At 40.5% G+C, this 19,691-nt stretch carries 20 protein-coding genes; 9 read left to right on the plus strand and 11 right to left on the minus strand.

Features of this window, described 5'->3' with window-relative positions:
- Positions 1-6 precede the first annotated feature (6 nt).
- From WG905_RS10750 to WG905_RS10770, 5 genes are all read right to left on the minus strand, one after another.
- Entirely contained in the window at positions 7-873 is an 867-nt protein-coding gene (locus WG905_RS10750) for a transketolase (RefSeq protein WP_339591837.1), read from the minus strand.
- Between the two features lie 55 nt (positions 874-928).
- Positions 929-1,390, minus strand: coding sequence for a thioredoxin-dependent thiol peroxidase (bcp, locus tag WG905_RS10755; RefSeq protein WP_339591716.1), 462 nt, complete (start codon positions 1,388-1,390; stop codon positions 929-931).
- 10 nt (positions 1,391-1,400) lie between these two features.
- Positions 1,401-3,122, minus strand: coding sequence for a M23 family metallopeptidase (locus tag WG905_RS10760; RefSeq protein WP_339591717.1), 1,722 nt, complete (start codon positions 3,120-3,122; stop codon positions 1,401-1,403).
- A 5-nt stretch (positions 3,123-3,127) separates the two neighbouring features.
- On the minus strand, positions 3,128-3,739 hold the full coding sequence (locus tag WG905_RS10765) for a fumarylacetoacetate hydrolase family protein (protein ID WP_339591718.1): 612 nt from the start codon (positions 3,737-3,739) through the stop codon (positions 3,128-3,130).
- 95 nt (positions 3,740-3,834) lie between these two features.
- The gene (locus WG905_RS10770; RefSeq protein ID WP_339591719.1) at positions 3,835-4,344 is read right to left on the minus strand and encodes a T9SS type A sorting domain-containing protein; all 510 of its coding nucleotides are present in this window, start codon (positions 4,342-4,344) and stop codon (positions 3,835-3,837) included.
- A 114-nt stretch (positions 4,345-4,458) separates the two neighbouring features.
- Here WG905_RS10770 and WG905_RS10775 point away from each other — a divergent pair, with 114 nt between their 5' ends.
- Complete coding sequence (locus WG905_RS10775; protein WP_339591720.1) at positions 4,459-6,408, plus strand: KUP/HAK/KT family potassium transporter; 1,950 nt, start codon at positions 4,459-4,461, stop codon at positions 6,406-6,408.
- A gap of 77 nt (positions 6,409-6,485) precedes the next feature.
- On the opposite strand, the gene WG905_RS10780 is transcribed toward WG905_RS10775, so the two are convergent.
- Entirely contained in the window at positions 6,486-7,259 is a 774-nt protein-coding gene (locus WG905_RS10780; protein ID WP_339591721.1) for a DUF3050 domain-containing protein, read from the minus strand.
- A gap of 73 nt (positions 7,260-7,332) precedes the next feature.
- Positions 7,333-7,890, minus strand: coding sequence for a hypothetical protein (locus WG905_RS10785; RefSeq protein WP_339591722.1), 558 nt, complete (start codon positions 7,888-7,890; stop codon positions 7,333-7,335).
- 191 nt (positions 7,891-8,081) lie between these two features.
- Between WG905_RS10785 and WG905_RS10790 the strand changes: the two genes are divergently transcribed.
- Complete coding sequence (locus WG905_RS10790; RefSeq protein ID WP_339591723.1) at positions 8,082-9,047, plus strand: erythromycin esterase family protein; 966 nt, start codon at positions 8,082-8,084, stop codon at positions 9,045-9,047.
- A 218-nt stretch (positions 9,048-9,265) separates the two neighbouring features.
- Here the strand turns inward: WG905_RS10790 and WG905_RS10795 are convergent, their stop codons facing one another.
- The 4 genes from WG905_RS10795 to yihA are packed head-to-tail and all read right to left on the minus strand — an operon-like array spanning position 9,266 to position 14,531.
- Positions 9,266-11,239: an amino acid permease gene (locus WG905_RS10795; protein WP_339591724.1), complete on the minus strand. Its 1,974-nt coding sequence runs from the start codon at positions 11,237-11,239 to the stop codon at positions 9,266-9,268.
- 52 nt (positions 11,240-11,291) lie between these two features.
- On the minus strand, positions 11,292-13,007 hold the full coding sequence (locus WG905_RS10800) for a M3 family oligoendopeptidase (protein ID WP_339591725.1): 1,716 nt from the start codon (positions 13,005-13,007) through the stop codon (positions 11,292-11,294).
- Positions 13,008-13,018: 11 nt separating this feature from the next.
- Positions 13,019-13,879, minus strand: coding sequence for a UbiA-like polyprenyltransferase (locus tag WG905_RS10805; protein ID WP_339591726.1), 861 nt, complete (start codon positions 13,877-13,879; stop codon positions 13,019-13,021).
- 19 nt (positions 13,880-13,898) lie between these two features.
- A complete protein-coding gene (gene yihA / locus WG905_RS10810; protein ID WP_339591727.1) occupies positions 13,899-14,531 on the minus strand; it encodes a ribosome biogenesis GTP-binding protein YihA/YsxC in 633 nt (210 codons plus the stop codon).
- Positions 14,532-14,584: 53 nt separating this feature from the next.
- Here yihA and ubiE point away from each other — a divergent pair, with 53 nt between their 5' ends.
- The 7 genes from ubiE (at position 14,585) to WG905_RS10845 (ending at position 19,691) form a co-directional block, all read left to right on the plus strand.
- Complete coding sequence (ubiE, locus tag WG905_RS10815; protein WP_339591728.1) at positions 14,585-15,316, plus strand: bifunctional demethylmenaquinone methyltransferase/2-methoxy-6-polyprenyl-1,4-benzoquinol methylase UbiE; 732 nt, start codon at positions 14,585-14,587, stop codon at positions 15,314-15,316.
- A gap of 24 nt (positions 15,317-15,340) precedes the next feature.
- Positions 15,341-16,057 (plus strand): type IX secretion/gliding motility protein PorT/SprT, encoded by a 717-nt coding sequence (gene porT / locus WG905_RS10820; protein ID WP_339591729.1) that lies wholly within the window; start codon positions 15,341-15,343, stop codon positions 16,055-16,057.
- A 10-nt stretch (positions 16,058-16,067) separates the two neighbouring features.
- A complete protein-coding gene (locus WG905_RS10825; protein WP_339591730.1) occupies positions 16,068-16,829 on the plus strand; it encodes an SDR family oxidoreductase in 762 nt (253 codons plus the stop codon).
- Between the two features lie 4 nt (positions 16,830-16,833).
- Positions 16,834-17,280 carry a GatB/YqeY domain-containing protein gene (locus WG905_RS10830; protein WP_339591838.1) on the plus strand — a complete coding sequence of 149 codons (447 nt, stop codon included), beginning with the start codon at positions 16,834-16,836 and terminating at the stop codon, positions 17,278-17,280.
- A 103-nt stretch (positions 17,281-17,383) separates the two neighbouring features.
- Positions 17,384-18,148, plus strand: coding sequence for an alpha/beta fold hydrolase (locus WG905_RS10835; RefSeq protein ID WP_339591839.1), 765 nt, complete (start codon positions 17,384-17,386; stop codon positions 18,146-18,148).
- Positions 18,148-18,810: a CBS domain-containing protein gene (locus tag WG905_RS10840; RefSeq protein WP_339591731.1), complete on the plus strand. Its 663-nt coding sequence runs from the start codon at positions 18,148-18,150 to the stop codon at positions 18,808-18,810. Before WG905_RS10835 ends, WG905_RS10840 begins: the two co-directional genes overlap by 1 nt.
- On the plus strand, positions 18,810-19,691 hold the full coding sequence (locus WG905_RS10845; RefSeq protein WP_339591732.1) for an NAD kinase: 882 nt from the start codon (positions 18,810-18,812) through the stop codon (positions 19,689-19,691). Before WG905_RS10840 ends, WG905_RS10845 begins: the two co-directional genes overlap by 1 nt.

Genomic DNA, 19,691 nt, shown 5'->3' on the forward strand with positions numbered 1-19,691 from the left:
TTCTTTTTAGTAGTCTTGTAAAGTGCTGTTTAATTGCGCTAGCGCGTTAGCCAGTTGTTCATCATTAGGAGCAACACCATGCCATTTGTGCGATCCCATCATGAAATCAACACCACTGCCCATTTGCGTGCTCATTAAATTCAAAATTGGCCTGCCTTTTCCTGTTAAAGATTTAGCGTAATGCAATGCTTTAACAATATTGTCCATGTCATTACCATCAGAGGTAATTACATGCCAGCCAAAAGCCTCAAACTTAGCCTGCAGGTTTTCAAGAGATAAAACTTTCTCCGTAGGCCCATCAATTTGTTGTCCGTTGTAATCTACTGTAGCAATTAAATTATCCACCTTGTTATGAGGAGCAAACATGATCGCTTCCCAGTTTTGACCTTCCTGCAATTCACCATCACCCATCAACGTGTAAACAAGTGAGTTGTCTTTATTCAGTTTTTTAGCTAAAGCAGTACCGATAGCAACCGATAATCCCTGGCCTAAAGAGCCCGAGGCAATCCTTATTCCCGGAAGGTGCTCATGCGTAGTCGGGTGTCCCTGTAAACGTGTGTTTAATTTTCTGAAAGTCACCAATTCACTTGGGTCAAAATAACCAGCCCTGGCCAATACGCTATACCATACAGGAGAGATGTGACCATTAGACAAGAAGAACAGATCTTCGCCAATGCCGTCCATGTTAAAATCTGTCGAATGATTCATCGCCTCGAAATACAAAGCAGTCAGGAAATCTGCACAGCCTAGTGATCCTCCTGGATGTCCGGATTGGCATCCATGAACCATTCTTACAATATCTCTTCTTACTTGAGAAGCAATATCTTCTAATTCATTGATTGTGTGTTTCATCAATATATATTGTTTTTTAATAGATGATATATTCTGTTATTACAACAAATGTAATATTTACTTGTTGATATATGATTTATTTTAATAGCGCTAAAACCTGTGCTGTAGCATTTTTTGTGTCAACTTTGTCGATGATATGGGTAATTACGCCCTCTTCATTAATCAGGAAAGTTTTACGAGCAATGCCCATGTATTTCTTGCCGAAATTGTTTTTTTCAACCCAAACGCCATAATCTTCAACTATTTTCTTGTCGGTATCTGCCAGTAAGGTAAAAGGAAGGTCGTGTTTAGTGATAAATTTCTGATGCGACTTTTCGTCGTCTACGCTAACGCCCAAGACCACAATATCCTGCGCTGTTAAACTCTGGTAATTATCCCTGAAGTCGCAAGCTTCTGCGGTACAACCGGGGGTATCATCTTTTGGGTAAAAGTACAATACAACTTTTTTTCCTGTAAACTGTTGCAGGGAAACTGCCTTTCCCTGTTGATCATTAGCTGTAAAATCGGGAGCTTTTTGTCCCGCTGTTAATGTGCTCATTGTTTAATAGTTATCTGTAAAAATCAATGTTAATCGTTTTGCTGTTGTTTTTCAAATCTACCACCACCAGGGTTGCCGTATGTTTCCCGGCAGCAGTACGGTGGTCAAAAGTATGCCATAAGGTGGCCGTTTTTGCGTCGAATTCCATCAATACCCACTTGCCGTCAATATAGCCATTAAAACTTTTTAAACCTGAAAGGTTGTCACGTATTTTGAAACTCATTTTACTGATACCCTTCATACTCTTTCCCTGACTGACGTTTAAAGGCACAATGGTTGGCGCCAAAGTATCTATCGCAATAAAGAAACTTCCGAAATTCCGTACCTTGGTTTTGATATAACCTTTTTCAAAAGCTCCACCCTGCGAAACCCGGTTGGTGTTCACAATCAATGCTTTATCTATAAATGGTGTTAAAGTAGAATCTGCTTTAATCCACAAATCAAAGGCCGTGTGTAAGGGTGTTAGTTTATTGTGGATTTCATGAATCGCACTGAAAGCATTGCTAGCCGGTTTAGGCTTGGTAGCATAAACAAAGTTCAGGTCATTATACAGTGCCCCCTTGGGGATGCTTACTTTGACCTCGCCGTTGTTAAATTCATTGAGCTGGTTGTAGGGGAATAGCAGTCCGGCGGGCTGTTCTTTTGTTGGGATCACTGCCTTCGGGTCTGACAGCACTTTAAACTGCAGGGTGCTTTCGTTACCTTTACTATCGGTAACCGTATACTTCACATCATGAATAGCCTGGTCTGTAAAAGAAATGCGGCCATTGTTTACCAGGTTGTAATAGATCTGTAAGGGGTTGCCCGGATCAACGAAACTTTTCTGAATACTTTGTTTGGCCGTGACGTAGGCAGGGTAATCAATGTGAGAATTTACGCCTTTACTATTTTCAAATTTAAAGCGCTCCAGGGCAGAGGTATAAACAACTTTGCCATCTACTTCCAGTTGTATAGAATAAACACCATTTGTACCCGAGGCACCGTTATGTTTATCGGTCACGGTAATCCCTAAACCAAACTCTCCGCCGATATTTAAGGTGCTTACAGTTTTTAAGCGGTACTTTCCGGCAGCGCCTGTTACCTGGTAATATTGTTTAGGTGTGAATTCGTTAAAGGGCTGATTGTTGAGCCGGTACACATACATGGAATAAATTACCGGTGGAATATTGTCTGCTATTTCCAGGCCAAAGAGCTGCGGGTTAACTGTAGCTTCTGTTTTGGTATCGCGGATTTCAAAATGCAGGTGCGGACCACCAGAGCTCCCACGGTTTCCCGAATAGGCGATCAGGTCTCCTTTACGCACCGGGATGAGGGTGGGAAAAGGAAATTCATCCAGCTGGAAGCTTTTCTTTTGGTATTGAAGCTGCGCTACCTGCTGGCTAATTTTTGGATTAAAACGCTGCAGGTGCCCATATACTGAGGTAAAACCATTCGGATGGTTGAGGTATAAAGCAAGCCCGAAGCCACTATTTTCAACTTTTATCCTGGAAATGTAGCCGTCGGCAATGGCATAAACCGGGTAACCCTCCCGTTGGTTTGTTCTGTAATCAATGCCTGAATGGAAGTGGTTGCCTCTTATCTCACCAAATGAACCCGATAATGCTGGTGGCTGGATATCCATGGGTGGCCTGAAGTCAACGAGCGGGTATTTGTTAGTACTGTACAGCGGTTGTGACTTGGCGAAAAAGAAAGAACAGGAAAGAAGTAGAATTAAGGTGGACGATTTAACCATTAAACTTATTTTATATTAAAATTAAGAAGCTTCTCGCCATTCAGCCAGGCTTCCAGATGGTCTCCGGCAAGAACCTGGCCAACTCCTTCAGGGGTGCCGGTAAAAATCAGATCGCCTTTTTTAAGCGTGATGTATTGAGAAACAAATGCTATTATCTTTTCAAACGAGAAAAGCAGGTTTTTAGTGTTCCCTAGCTGTCGGTTTTCCTGGTTGATATCTAGCTTAAAGTCAAAGTCATAAATGTTTTCAACCTGGGTTTTGGGGATGAAATTACTGACGGCTGCAGAATTGTCAAATGATTTGGCAAGTTCCCAGGGTAAGCCCTTTTCCTTGTGCCGGCTTTGGATATCCCTTGCCGTAAAATCTATTCCCAGACCGATTTCTTCATAATAATTAGCTGCGAATTTTTCCTGTATATGTTTTCCTTCTTTACAGATCTTTAACACTACTTCCAGTTCGTAATGGATATCATTGGAAAAATCAGGGATATAAAAGGGTTTATTATCTTTTAACAGGGCTGTATCAGGTTTCATAAAAATAACCGGCGTGGTAGGCACCGGATTATTTAATTCTTTCGCGTGTGCCGCATAATTGCGTCCAATGGCAATGATCTTCATTTAAATTATATTTATAGTGGTAATTGTGCTTGCACGAGCATGCAGCAAACAAGTTATTCGTTTTCCTGTAAAAGTAGAAAAGAAAAAGCTGAAAACTATAAAACAGAGATGCGTTTTACACTGGTTTCTCCCCCTGCAACAACCCTCAGGAAGTAAATGCCGCTATTTAAGCGATTAGGAATATTGAAACTTTTCGTAGATTCTCCGGAAGGATAACGTTCATTTGACAAAGTAATCACTTCATTACCCAATAAATCCATGATCTTTATCGTTAATATAGTTTCACGTTCTAATTTAAGGGTGATGTTAATCTGATCGTCAACAGGGTTAGGGTAAACCTTTACAACTGTTAAAATTTTCTCTTGCTTAACTGTTGCAGCTTTAGTGGAACCGGTTAAAAACGTGTTATAGGGTATAAAACCAAAAGATTGACGGTATGGTTTAATGTTTGTTTTAATTTGTGGGGTATTGTTTATTCTCTTTTTTGAAACAGTATAAGAAATACTGTCGGATGGTTGTGCAAAAACCTTGGCACTTGCAAGAACACTCATGCAAGTAATGCATAAGGTATAGAGAAAAAGCGTTATTTTTGATTTTCTATTCATCTGGCTTTAACAAAAGTAGAGATTATAAAACAAAGATTTCAAACAATTTGTTTAAAAGACGAGATTTAACAATATTTAACAAATTTTACACACACACCGTTATCCACTACAGAAGTGCCAGATCACAAAAAGATTAACAAATTATCAGCTGCAGGTTTACTCATTAGTTTAGGAATTGTATATGGAGACATCGGTACGTCCCCATTATATACCCTGCGGGCAATATTTAAAACCGTCAATGACGCCGGACAACCCATTTCAACTTTACTGGTTCTTGGTTCTTTATCCTGTATCATTTGGACATTAACCTTACAGACCACCATAAAGTATGTGGTAATTACTTTGAGGGCAGATAACAAGGGTGAAGGCGGTATTTTATCCCTTTATTCGTTGGTCCGGAAAAAAGCCAAATGGCTGGTCGTACCCGCCATCCTCGGCGGTTGTGCCTTGCTTGCCGATGGCATGATCACACCCAGTATTACTGTCACATCTGCCATAGAAGGCTTGCAACTCAAGTTTCCCTGGTTCCAGGTCATCCCTGTGGTTATCGCTATCCTGGTCATCCTTTTTGTCATTCAACAATTTGGAACTAACCTGGTTGGGAAATTTTTTGGTCCGATTATGTTCCTTTGGTTCACAACTTTGGCTCTTCTGGGTCTTCATTATGTAGCCCAGGATTATTCCATCTTAAAAGCTTTAAACCCATATTATGCTTATCATTTGCTGACCACCAATCCTGAAGCCCTATTGATTTTGGGAGGTGTGTTTTTATGTACCACTGGTGCTGAGGCCTTATATTCAGATTTGGGTCATTGCGGCAGAAAAAACATCAGGGTGAGCTGGATTTTTGTAAAAGTGACCTTGATATTAAATTACCTGGGGCAGGGGGTATGGCTGCTGCAGCATCCGGAATACACTGCTGATATAAACCCGTTTTTCGAAATTGTACCAGAACAATACTTACTGGCCATGGTTGCCCTGGCTACAATTGCCGCTATTATTGCTAGTCAGGCCATGATTACTGGCTCCTTTACTTTAATATCTGAAGCAGTACGCTTGAACCTGTGGCCAAAAGTGCGCATCAATTACCCGAGCGATCAAAAAGGGCAGATTTATGTGCCTTCCATCAACTGGTTGCTTTGTTTCGGGTGTATAGGCATGGTATTGCTGTTTAAAAAATCTGTGAATATGGAGGGGGCTTATGGCCTGGCCATCAACTTCACTTTCTTGGCAACCACCATTCTGGTGGCTGTTTACATGTACCTAAAGCGGGTGCCGAACTATATCATTGCTTTGTTCCTGATCGTTTATGGCGTATTGGAGATTGCTTTCCTTGCCGGTAACATGACTAAGTTTTTGCATGGTGGTTTTGTGACACTGATGATCGGTGCCGTCTTATTTTCAGTGATGTGGAGCTGGTATGCTTCCAGGAAGATCAAAAACCGTTTTGTTAAATATGTGGAGATTGAAGATTACTATCAGATCATTGAAGAACTGAGTAAAGATGAATCAGTGCCTAAATTCTCCTCACAACTGGTTTATTTAACCAGTGCAAACTTCAAAACAGAAATAGAAGCCAAGATCATTTATTCTATTATTCAAAAAGAACCTAAGCGTGCTGATATCTATTGGCTGGTGCATGTAGATGTGTTGGATCAACCTTATGCCAGTGATTATAAGGTGACCTTTTTGATACCGGGGAAATTGATCCGGATTGATTTTAGATTAGGTTTCAGGGAGGAGCAAAGGGTGAATCTTTTATACCGGAAAGTAGTGGAAGAGCTGGTGAAAAATGGCGAGGTTGATATCACCAGTCAGTATACTTCTTTAAAGAAACATAAAATTACGGGCGATTTCAGGTTTGTATTGATTGAAAAACACCTGGCCAAGTTTACTTCTTTAAGCTTTTACGATGAATACATTCTTAAATACTACTTCATTCTGAAAAAGCTAAGCTTATCTGAAGAGAGTGGTTTTGGTTTGGATACCAGTTATGTTGATGTAGAAAAAGTACCGTTGATTTTTGTGGCCCCTGATGATATTGAATTAAACAGATTGCCATAGTAAGCGCTAGGCTTATTATGGCAACCTAACTTGCTATTATTGCTGTAATTAAGTCGTTCATCGTGACCTTCTGAAATTTAGGTTACCGCCAGTTTCCCGGCTATGTGATCCCATAATTTTAATCGCTGTTGAAGTGATTTTTTAGCAACCTCTAATGTTTCTTCCCATTTCTCTAAATCGTTGCCACATAGTTCTGTGATCATTTGTAAAGATAACGGACCATGCTCACCTCCATCTACCGCTATGTGCCTTTCCAGGTAATAGCGTAGTTTAGTATATTTTTTGTTTTCCTGATCTGATCCTTTTAAAATCTCGATGAACATATCAGGAATGAGGTCCTCTCTGCCAAATGTAAATGAAGAGGCAACCAAATGAGGTTTTTGAGTGGCGATTACTTCAAATGTATGGCTCATGAAGTTTCCTACCTCTGGGTTTAATTCAATGAGCTCCATTGCACGATCTACAGTCTCTCCACCCGTTATCGATTTAACAAACGCATTAATTGCAGTGGTATCGGCTCCTAGTTGTTGCATTGCTTCCAGATACATCTCGAAATGGCTTCTTGGCTCACCCAATTCATTGATATCGCTTTCCTCGCCATGTACGATTTCATTGATAAACCTTGCCAGGACCGGATTTTTTCTCGGTATCCAAGGTAGGGTTACCGTAGTGAGGTTAATTTGCAGTGCTTTTAACAATGACATAAAATCCCATACAGCGAATACATGAGCTTCCATGAATAGCTTTATATCATCCAGGGAGGACAGGCTCTGGTATAATTTATGGAAACGAAGCTCGTTCCTTAGTTCTTTCAGCTCGTTTTGTAAATGCGCTATTTGTAGGTTTTCCATTCTCTGGCGTTTAAATATCTGCTATTTAATTTTTTCGCAAAGATAGAAGATGCCTACCGTATCACTCCCTATTTTAAAACCTTTTCCCGATGGTAATGCCAATTCTTGGATAATACTCCGATTGGCTTTCTCCTAAAAGTCTTCCCGCACCCAAGTAAGCTTCTCCAAGAAATCCGTTTCTTGTCAAAAATTTAGCACCTGCGGCAGCACCCAAACCAAAATAGGTGTGGTTACTTTCGGTGACTTGATAGTTGCCATTATAGTCGGGGGTATAAAAATAATTGTGTTCTTCCTCAGAAACTACGCCCATATTGCCTTCAATAAAAAAACCATTGGCTTTTTTGTTGCCGAAATACAAACGGTAACTCGCCAGGAAAGCGTGCCTCAAGCCCTGGTCATCAACAGCTACTGTTGCAGATAAGCCGATGCCCATATTATCTGAAATTAGTCTTTCATAACTTATTTCTGGCAAGCCTAAAACCAGGTAAAGCAAGTTTACTTTAATTTCATTGTTCCCATTATGACCCAGGGCTGCTGATCGCATTTCAATGGCATTTGCCAAACTGTCTTTTTGGGCATAGGTACAAGTAGCTGCCATAAATAAAGTAAGGGAGAGTATAATTTTTTTCATGTGCCAAGGTTACACAAAAATTGGTTTAGTTGATGAAGTATTCGCAGGAATTATGGAATTCTGTTATGTGCGACATCTATTAGAAACCGCTAAACTAAAACCTCTGAAACCATCATAAGCTTGCAGCTTACAAATAGCAATGAATATAAGCTTATGATAGCTTCATCACCTTTAAAACAAATTATTCTCAAATGAAAAACGTATATTCAATCCACTGGATAAAATTTAGGATATCTTTTATCTTCCTCCTGTTATTTGCTTTTACGGCCACTGGCCAGGTTTCACTGAGTTGGGTGAATAAAAACGCCTACGAATTAAAATCAGACGCTACGAACAAGGACCTGTTGTTTTTATCCAAAGAATTAAAAGGTAAAAACATAGTCGGACTAGGGGAGGCTTCCCATGGCACTCGGGAATTTTATCTTCAAAAAGCGCGGATTATAGAATATCTCATCAACAAATGCGAATTTAAATTGCTTTGCTTTGAAAGTCCGCAAGCTACAATGGCGCCAATTAATATATACCTACAGACCGGAGAAGGTAACTTGAGGGAGCTTATGCGGCATATGTATTTATATAGTACGGAAGAAATATTTAACCTATTTGAACGGATAAGACAATACAACAAAGGCAAGGTGACGGAAGATAAGGTGGTTTTAATGGGTATGGACCATGAAGATTACTGGGGCGACCCCTATACCCGTGATAAATTAATGACGGAGAATCTCATTAGATCTTATAAAGTTAGGAAAAGTAAAACTATAGTTTGGACACATAACGTGCATATGTTGAAAGACACGATCTCTAACTCTCTGGCAATGGGTTCATACTTAAACCAGCATTTTGGGAATGCGTTTTACGCAATTGGTTTTGACACTTTCAAAGGGATGGTTAATGTATTGCATGATGGTGAATTTGAGATGCTTACTTTTCAAGCGCAGGCTAACAGTTTGTCTAATATGCTTGCTCAAGCTAGGTACAAAACATTTTTTCTCCCTTTTCCTCAGCAGAGCCCATTCATAGGAACCACTAGCTTGATCACGAATATATACGCTAACAGGCAGGAGCCAAAACCATTACCGATTAAGCCGGGTGTAGATTTTGATGCGATTATTTTTATAAGGGATACCTCAGCTTCTATCAAGTTAAGTCAATAGTGATCATTGGCTTATACTAAGAAGACATAGTTAACACTCGTTCACGCCTTGATAAAACACTTTGCAGTATAACTGAGGCCAGCACAAAACCGCATTTGATATAAAATGCTGTATTTACTTCTTTCCCTTCATTGAAAAACAAAAAGCCAATGTAATAGCGTATATGCGATCAAGGATAAGCTTAAGTTTTTTTAACAGTGATGAAGCGATAAATAACCTTACAATTTAACATCTAACGATGGGGAAGGTTCTTTTTGATTTAGCTTACTGTGTTTATAGCCATATAAAAAGTAAACCACCAGGCCGATCAGCAGCCAGATCCCGAAACCGATCCAATTGGATATACCGAGTTCGCACATCATGTAAAGACAGCTTAATAAGCCTAAAACAGGGATCAGGCTCAGGTTTTTCACAATGCTATAATAACAGATTACCCCACAAAGGATGATGAAGATCCACATTGGTATTTTATGCATAAACAAACTCCAGCCACTATCATATTTTTTATCGGCATTCACCGTTGACTCGTCCAGAAATTTCTGGTAAGCTGGGGCCTCCAGCTTGCGCAAATAGGCTTCGGCATCCGGGTTTCTTGAAATGATATTCACACGGCTCTGGTTCTCAATGATTTGATTTTGCACCGATTTTAATTCAGCAGCATCCAAAGAAGTAACGAATACCGCAGGTTCATAAGCCTTGTCTGTATTGAATATGAAATTATTGCTTTCCGTTTTAAAGGTAGTGAAAGCCGCAAATAACATGGCCGCAAATAATAGCGGGACAAAATATTTAGCATTGGCATAAGGAATTTTAAACTTTCCTCTTTGGACATCGGGTTTGTTCTGCAGTACCAGTACCCCTGCACATACCACTACAAAAGCAAATAAAGTGCCTATGGAACATAAATCAGTAACGATCGTCAGGTTCATGAATAAGGAAGGCACAGCCACTACAAAACCCACTACGATGGTTGCAAAAGAAGGGGTTTTGTATTTAGGGTGTATCCTGGAAAATGACTTCGGTAAAAGACCATCACGGCTCATGCTCATCCAGATACGCGGTTGCCCCATTTGGAAAACCAATAAAACACTGGCCATGGCAAATACGGCACTGACAGCAATAATGCCGCTGATCATTTTCAAATCCACCTGGTCGAATACAAATGCCAGGGGATCACCTACTGCCAGGAGACTGGAGTTAACCATCCCTGTTAACACAAGAGCTATAGCCACATATAAAACGGTACAGATGATAATGGCCCACATCATGCCCCTGGGCAAATCCCTTTGGGGGTCTTTGCATTCCTCTGCGGTGGTAGAGATGGCATCAAAGCCGATGTAAGCGAAAAATACAGCTGATACACCTTTAAGCACACCACTTACGCCGTTTGGTGCAAATGGATCCCAGTTGGCTGTATCTACATAGAAAACACCCACAGCTAAAACCAGTAAAATAACGGCAAGTTTAACCACTACCATGGCATTACTGGCATTTCTTGATTCTTTCATGCCCCTGTAAACCAACCAGGTAATGAAAATAATAATGGCCAGTGCGGGTAAGTCTGCTACCAAATGAAAGTTACCTATTTTTGGAGCTGTTATCCAGGCATTATTGGCCAGGCGGGTTGCTTCATCTAAATTGTTAAAGCTTTTTCCTGCATTGATCAGCGCTTCAGCATGCTGATGGCCTTTGTAGGCACTGAGGTAATCCATGGTCATCCAATCTGGTAAATGAATTCCATTGATATCCAGCGCCGGAATCCGGATGGAGGACATCAGCCCGGTAAAATAATCAGACCAGGAGATGGCCACGGTGATATTACCGATGGCGTATTCCATGATGAGGGACCAGCCAATGATCCAGGCTACCAATTCGCCGAAAGCAACATAAGAATAAGTGTAAGCACTACCAGACACCGGTACCATGGATGCAAATTCTGCATAGGCAAAAGCTGCAAAACTACAGGCGATTGCCGTGAAAATAAAAAGAAAGATGACCGCAGGGCCTCCGTCTGCACTGGCTTTACCAATCGTGCTGAAAATTCCTGCACCAATAATGGCTGCAATTCCAAATGCGGTTAAGTCTCTTACACCTAACGTTTTACTGAGGGAAGGTTCGTGGTCGCCATATCCTTTTTCCGCGTCAGCCAGTATTTTCGGGATTGACTTCTTTCTTAAGAGCTTTTCGAGCATAAATTATGGTTATTCCGTTTAGTGTTTTCAAACATAAAAAAATGGATTGAAACTATGCTAACTTGTCCAGTTCATTTTTTACAAAGGAAGCAAGCTCTTTAACATAGTCAATACTAAAATCGAACTTGATGCCTGCAGTTTCATAAATTTCATTCATGGGTTTGGTATAGCCCAATGCCAGTGCATCTAAATATTGGCGCAATGCTTTTTCAGGATTCTCCTTAAAGTTTTTCCAGATAGCTATAGCACCCAATTGGGCAATTGCGTATTCTATATAATAAAAAGGGACTTCAAAAAGGTGCAGTTGTTTTTGCCACAGATTGCCAAACATCGCTTCCTGACCTTCCCAGTCAGAAAATCCACCGCCGAAAGTGGTGTAGATTTGCTTAAAGGCTTCTTCGCGGTCAGCAGCCGTATGGCCAATATTGGTGTAAATCCAGTGCTGAAACTGGTCAATCACCGCCACCCATGGCAGGGTTTTTAAAACGTCTTGCAGTTGTTCTTTTTTTGCCCTGACTAGATCTTCTTCGTTATCAAAATAGAGGTCCCAATGATCCATCGACATCAGTTCCATGCTCATGGAAGCGAGTTCAGCTACTTCCGAGGGACAATGTTTAAAATCATTCAGTTCCAGATTGGCAGTTAAGAAAGTATGCACTGCATGGCCGCCTTCATGAACCATTGTAGTCAGGTCTCTTAAAGAATTGGCCGAATTCATGAAAATAAAAGGAGCACCGGTTTCTGCCAGCGGATAGTTATAGCCTCCTGGTGCCTTTCCTTTGCGGCTTTCCACATCAAATAATTGATTAGCTTTCATTATCGACAGCATCTGACCCAATTTAGGATCAATGACGTTGAAACAGGCTATACTTTTGTCGATCAGCTCCTGTCCATCTTTAAAAGGCTTTAAAGCAGGCTTGCCGCTGGTGCTGACCTCCTGGTCCCATGGCCTCAAAACTTCAAGACCCAACAATTCGGCACGCTTTTCAGCCTGCTCTTTTAATATAGGTACAATTTCGCTTTCTATAGCTTCATGGAAATCGTAACAATCTCTCGGACTGTAATCGAACCTGCCGAGGGCCTGAAACATATAATCGCGGAAGTTCTCAAAACCGGCGTTCAACGCTACCTGGTTGCGCATCGTTATCAGTTCATCAAATAACTGATTCAGCTCGTCTTTATCGACAAGTCGGCGCTGCTGAATGGTTTTCCATGCTTCTTCACGAACAGAACGGTTGGTGTCCTTTAAGAAATTAGCGGCCTGTTCCAGGGTATACTCCTGATCGTTAAGGGTAACGCTCATTGCCCCGGTAATGGATTGATAACGCTGCTGGGTAACCTGTATTTTTGTAAACAGTTCAATGTTCTCATCCCTGTAAATCTCCAGTGCTTTTCTTACGCCACGGAGGTAAACAAAGTATTTATCCTGATCAAGTTCGTCAACATAAGCACTAGCTACCAGTTTTTGATTCAGGTCGTTATTTAAAGGCGCAATACGGGGTTCTATCTCCGTAGCAAAGTATTGGAAATCTTTCACCAATGCTTCATTGGCCGTATCACAGGTCATTTTGATATATCGCCAGGCAAAATCTTCTTCCAAAGCCGCCTGCAGTTCACTTTTATCTTTAAGCCACGATTCCAGCTCAGCCACATTATTGATTTGCCTGGCCAGCAATTCACTTAACATCGGCTCCAACACATCCCATTTCATTTCCAGCTCCTGTGGGACATAATTCCGTTTCTTTTTCGGTATGTTCAAATCGATCATAAGGTTTAAATTTAAAAATTAGTTCTGAAATAGGCATCTAATAAAAAACAAATGGCAAAAACCACTGAGGCATAACCATTGGTGGTTGCAAATGCTTTATTGACTTTACTGATGTCATGAGGTTTAACCAGCAGGTGCTGGTAGATGAGTGCAGCACAAAAGAAGGCGATGCCAATGTAATAGATCCAGCTAAATGGGATAAAAAACACAGGGATAATGACACAAAGTGCAGAAAAAACATGGAGTACCACAGAAAGTTTCAGCGCATTTTTAATACCCATTGCTGCGGGTATGGAATGCAGTTTTTCATCGCGGTCGAAATCTTCATCCTGCAGGGCATAAATAATGTCGAAACCACTTACCCAGAATAATACTGCAAAAGAGTAAAGAACAGGCACAATATCAAAATAACCGGTGACAGCAATATAAGCACCGATAGGGGCTAACGATAAGCCCAGCCCTAAAACCATATGGCATAAGGCGGTAAATCTTTTGGTGTAGCTGTAAAATAACACCACGAATAAAGCGATGGGGGATAAGTACAGGCAGAGATTATTGATAAAGGCTGTCGTGATGACAAATAAAACACAGTTGAGGATGACAAAAATCAGCGCTTCATTAGCAGATATTTTTCCTGCGGGAATATCACGCATACTGGTGCGCGGGTTTTTTGCATCAATATTTCTATCCAGGTAGCGGTTAAAAGCCATTGCAGCATTGCGGGCAAAAACCATACACAAGAGCACCAGTAGAAATAAATGCCATTGAAAAGGGGCATCCGTAGTGATAACGCCAAGAAAAAAACCGATTAAAGCAAATGGCAGGGCAAAAATGGAATGTGCAAAAAGCACAAGCGAAAAATATTTCTTCATGTATATTTCCTTATTCCTATTATTCCGGAATTTCTTTCGGCGCTAAAACAGGCATTACAAAATTCTTGTTGACATCATCAATGAACTGCAAGATCTCATCCCGGCCCTGTCCTTTTTCGGCTGAGCTGACCACATAAGGTGGTATTTCTTCAAACCAGCCTTGCAGTTCTTTTTTAAACTGCGCTACATTTTGATCTGTTTTTACAGCAGATTGTTTGTCGGCTTTTGTAAAAATCAGCGCAAAGGGCACCTGGCACTCACCTAGCCAGCAGCAGAATTCAATGTCGATCTTTTGCGGCTCGAGGCGACTGTCCACCAATACGAATACACATTGCAGACTTTCTCTTTTTGTGATGTAGTTCCGGATAAATTTTTCCCATTTCTCCCGGCTGTTTTTCGATACTTTAGCATAACCATAGCCAGGTAAATCGACGATATACCACTTTTCGTTTATTAAAAAATGGTTGATTAACTGGGTTTTACCCGGTCTTTGTGAGGTCTTTGCCAGTCCGTGCTGATTAACTAACATGTTGATCAGTGAGGATTTTCCAACGTTAGAACGGCCAATAAATGCATACTCCGGCATATTGGCAACCGGTAATGGTGCAAGCTTTGTATTGCTACACACGAATGTTGCTGATTTTATAATCATTTTACAAAGGTAGAAAATTAGTTTTCAACAATACTTATCTTTGCGGCACAACCATGAATGAAAATATAACACCATACCAATCAAAATCAGCGACCAAGAAAGAGCAGGTGGCAGATATGTTCAATAATATTTCGAAAACCTACGACTTTCTAAACCATTTTCTTTCCCTGGGGATAGACATTATATGGCGTAAAATGGCCATAGGGGAGTTGAAGTCCATAAAACCAAGGGTGATGCTTGATGTGGCAACAGGTACGGGCGACTTTGCTTTTGAAGCCATCAAAATCCTGAAGCCGGAGCGGATCATTGGGGTGGATATTTCTGAGGGCATGCTCAATGTGGCGCGAAAAAAGATCGAAGAGCGTAACCTCGGTTCGGTTTTTTCTGTTCAAACCGGCGATTCTGAAGGTCTGAACTTCGAAAATGATCATTTTGATGCCATTACTGTCGCCTTCGGTGTCCGTAATTACGAAAACCTTGAAAAAGGGCTTGCTGATATGTACCGGGTATTGAAACCTGAGGGCAAAATCGTTATCCTGGAGTTTTCAAAGCCACAGAAATTCCCTGTTAAACAGGCTTATAATTTTTACTTCCGGCATATACTTCCTGTATTTGGTAAATTATTTTCAAAAGATTCCCGTGCATATACCTATCTTCCCGAATCAGTAGCGGCTTTTCCAGATGGACCGGCATTTACGACCCTGATGAATAAAATAGGATTTAAAGCGAGCAAACACAGGTCACTTACTTTTGGGATCTGCTCCATTTATACCGGAATTAAATAGACTGAAATTATATTGTTGGCGCTCATGAATAAAAGAATTTACTTACTGCTGTCCTGTCTTTTCTTTTTTAATTCAGTCCGCGCCCAGAATTGGGGTTGGGAAGATGATTTCGAGGCTATACATTTCACCTATACCCTGCAATATGTAACTTCACAATACAGCGTGTTTCCGGGTGCAGACTCGCAACATTCCTTAGCTTCCATGAGATCACCGGTGACTTCAGGCTTTGCTGTTGGATTGGGAATAAGTAAAAATATACATGAAAATGTAGAGCTCAGGCTGGTGCCTACGCTGACTTTAGCCGACCGGCAGATCAAGTATGGTTTTCATAATTTTGTGGGAATAAACCTTGATGGCACTCCATCTTATTTTATAGACCGGGAGGTAAAAGCATCGCTGATTGAGTTTCCATTGAGTATGAAACTAAAGTCAACAAGGCTGCATAATTTCGGTGCTTATTTAGTCGGTGGTTTAAAATACAGTGCTGATATATCTTCTGGAAAGCGAAATAACGATGCCGATAAAGTGCCCCTGGAAAAGATGTTAAAAAACAGTAAAAGTTATTTTTCTTATGAAGCAGGAATGGGATTTGACCTGTACCTTAAATATTTTAAGCTGTCGCCAGAAATTAAATATTCTTCCTCTTTAAACAATATACTAAGTCAGGATAATAGTCTTTTTTCACAACCTATTGACAAGCTGATGTTGAGAAACGTCACATTTAGTTTATATATTCAGTAAATTAATTTCTATGACATCAAAAATTGCATTCATTACGGGGGCTACCTCAGGAATAGGCGAGGCCTGTGCCACTTTATTTGCCCAGCAAGGTTATCAATTGATTATAGCAGGCAGGCGTTCGGATCGGTTACACCAATTATCCACCCAGCTGCAGAACACTTATGCAGTGCAGGTGATGCCACTCGTACTGGATGTAAGAAACAAAATAGAATTGAATACCATTCTCGAAGCACTGCCTGAAGAATGGAAAAAAGTATCCGTTTTAATCAATAATGCAGGTTTAAGCCAGGGACTTGATCCTATTGATAAAGGTGACACAGATGACTGGGATACGATGATTGACACGAACGTAAAAGGCTTTTTATATGTAACAAAGATTGTTTCCAACTGGATGATCCCGTTGGAAAGCGGCCATATCATCAATATTGGTTCTATTGCCGGAAAGGAAGTTTACCCCAATGGGAATGTCTATTGCGCCACAAAGCATGCCGTTGATGCGCTGAATAAAGGAATGAGAATGGACTTACTTCCGCATGGCATTAAAGTAACAGCGATTAACCCGGGGATGGTGGAAACAGAATTCTCCCTGGTTCGTTTTAAGGGGGATGAAGAACGTGCAAAAGCGGTTTACCAGAATTTTGAGCCTTTGATGGCACAGGATATTGCCGATGCCATTTGGTTTGCGGTAAGCAGGCCCGCACATATTAATATCAATGATATGCTGATTATGCCCACAGCCCAGGCTTCAGCAACGATAACAAAGAAAAAATAAAATGATGATATCAAATACTATAGACCAGGAAATAAAAAAAGCCATGCTGGCTAAAAATCAAGCACAATTGCGTGGTTTAAGAGCGATTAAAGCGGCACTTTTATTAGCTAGAACAGAAAAAGGATCTTCGGAAGAAATAACTGAAGATGGCGAATTAAAGATCCTTCAAAAATTAATTAAACAACGCAAGGAATCATCGGATATTTACAAGCAACAAGGTCGTGAGGATTTGGCTTTAGTGGAAGATGAGGAAATTGAAGTGATTGGTGCTTTTTTGCCGAAGCAATTGGATAAAGCTGAAGTTGAGGTAATTATATCCAAAATAATTAAAGAAACTGGTGCCGGTTCGATGAAAGATATGGGTAAAGTTGTTGGTCTTGCTAATAAAGAACTTGCGGGCAAGGCAGATGGTAAATTAATTGCCGAAATTGTAAAAACGCAATTGGCATAAATTGTGCTTTAAATAAAAATGATGCTTTTTTTGAAAAAAAGACGTCTTAATTGCCTATAATTAACATATGTCTACTAACTTAGTAGCACATCCAAAAATAAGTATGAAATACGAAGTAATAGAAGATAATGGGTTTAAGTATATAGAAGAAGGCGAGGGAGAAACACTGGTATTACTTCATGGTTTAATGGGTGAATTAAGTAATTGGGAGCATACGATCGATTATTTTAAAGATCGTTATCGTGTAATTGTTCCAATTTTGCCCATATATGAATTGCCTTTATTAACTTTAGGGGTAAGGAGTTTGTCGAAATATGTATATCGTTTCTTAAAGTTTAAGAAACTGAGCCAGGTGGTATTGATTGGTAATTCACTTGGAGGTCATGTTGGCCTTGTTTTTACCTATGCACACCAGGAAAAAGTTAAAGCCCTGGTATTGACAGGTAGTTCTGGCTTATATGAAAATGCTTTTGGTGGTTCTTTCCCTAAAAGAGAGAGTTACGAATACATCAGGGAGAAAACGGCCTTTACGTTTTATGACCCTGCTACGGCCACCAAAGAGTTAGTTGATGAGGTTTTTAAAACTGTAAACGAACGCTCGAGAGTGATCAGGATTTTGGCATTAGCGAAATCAGCAATCCGCCATAACATGTCGAAAGACTTGTCAAAGATCACCATCCCTGTTTCCTTAATTTGGGGGCTGCAGGATAAAGTAACGCCACCCGATGTGGCTGAAGAGTTTCATGAGTTATTACCTAACTCTGAATTAAACTGGGTAGATAAATGTGGTCATGCGCCGATGATGGAGCAGCCAGAAGCTTTTAATGAATATTTGAATAAATTTTTAAATAGAATACTTTTGAAATAATGTATGCCTCTGCACTCATATCGAACTCAATTCCCCCATTAAGGGGTACTGACACTGTGCAGCTGGCATTGGAGCGTCTTTCTGATTTTAAACTCTTTCACCTGCCCCTTGTAAAAGGTAATCATTACCTGGGTACGGTTACAGAAGATGACCTTATAGAAGTTAGGGATGTAACGCAAACCCTTACGCATTCTTCTTTAAATCTTATCCATCCTTTCGTTTACACCGATACCCATATATATGAGGTGATCCGGTTATTTAACCAGCTCAATTTATCTATTGTGCCGGTGTTGGATCATAACAAACATTACATGGGTATCATTTCTATCCATAGCCTGATTGCTTATACTTCAGAGATATATGCAGTAAAAGAACCGGGCGGAATCATTGTGCTGGAAATCAGTAACAGAAATAATTCTTTGTCGCACATGGCGCAAATTGTGGAGGCAGATAATGCGCAGATTCTTTCTTCATATGTGCAATCTTTCCCCGACTCAACCAAACTGGAGGTTACCTTAAAAATAAATAAAACGGAACTATCCGGTATCATTTCTTCTTTTGAGCGCTATGACTATGAGGTTAAAGCAGTTTTCAATAGTACCGCTACCAACCAGGGTACGGAAGACCGGTATAATTCCTTCATGAATTACTTAAACGTATAATGAGAATTGCTATCTACGGACGGGAGTTTAGTGCAACCGTTCTGCCTTTTGTTCAGGAAGTGTTTGATTCACTTGAAGAACATCAAATCCAACCTATTGTATTTGAAAAGTTTTACGACTTTGTTATCGGCAAAGTAATTCTACCCGAATCCATTGCTACATTTAATGACAGTGCCTCTTTAGTTGGCCAGGCTGATTTGTTGATCAGTTTAGGAGGTGACGGTACTTTGCTGGACACACTGGCGTTAGTCAGGAACTCCGGGATCCCGGTTATAGGGATTAATTTTGGCCGTTTGGGTTTTCTGGCCAGTGTAAATAAAGACGATATCAGGAAAGCGATTGAAGCGCTTTTAAATAAAGAGTTCTCCCTGGATAAGCGTAGTTTACTGCGAATTGAATCAGAGAATAACCTTTTTGGTGAGGAGAACTTTGCTTTGAATGACATTACCATTCACCGCAGGGATGATTCTGCCATGATGCTCATCAATGCTTACATGGATAATGAATTTATCAACTCCTATTGGGCAGATGGGTTGATCATTGCAACGCCTACGGGCTCTACGGCTTATTCTTTGAGCTGTGGTGGACCTATTATTTTTCCCAGCTCCCAAAGTTTCGTCATCACGCCGGTGGCGCCGCATAACTTGAATGTCCGCCCTTTAGTTATTCCTGATCATGTTAATTTAACTTTTGAAGTAGAGGCCAGAAGTGCGAAGTTTCTCGTGTCTTGTGATTCCAGAACGGAAACAGTAGATAAGGGGGTGAAAATCAGGCTCAATAAGGCCGATTTTCATGTCAATCTGGTTCGTTTAAATGAAGAAAGCTATCTAACTACTTTGAGAAATAAACTATTATGGGGGATTGATACCCGTAATTATTAA

This window comes from Pedobacter immunditicola, from assembly GCF_037482985.1.
Classification (GTDB): Bacteria; Bacteroidota; Bacteroidia; order Sphingobacteriales; family Sphingobacteriaceae; genus Pedobacter; species Pedobacter immunditicola.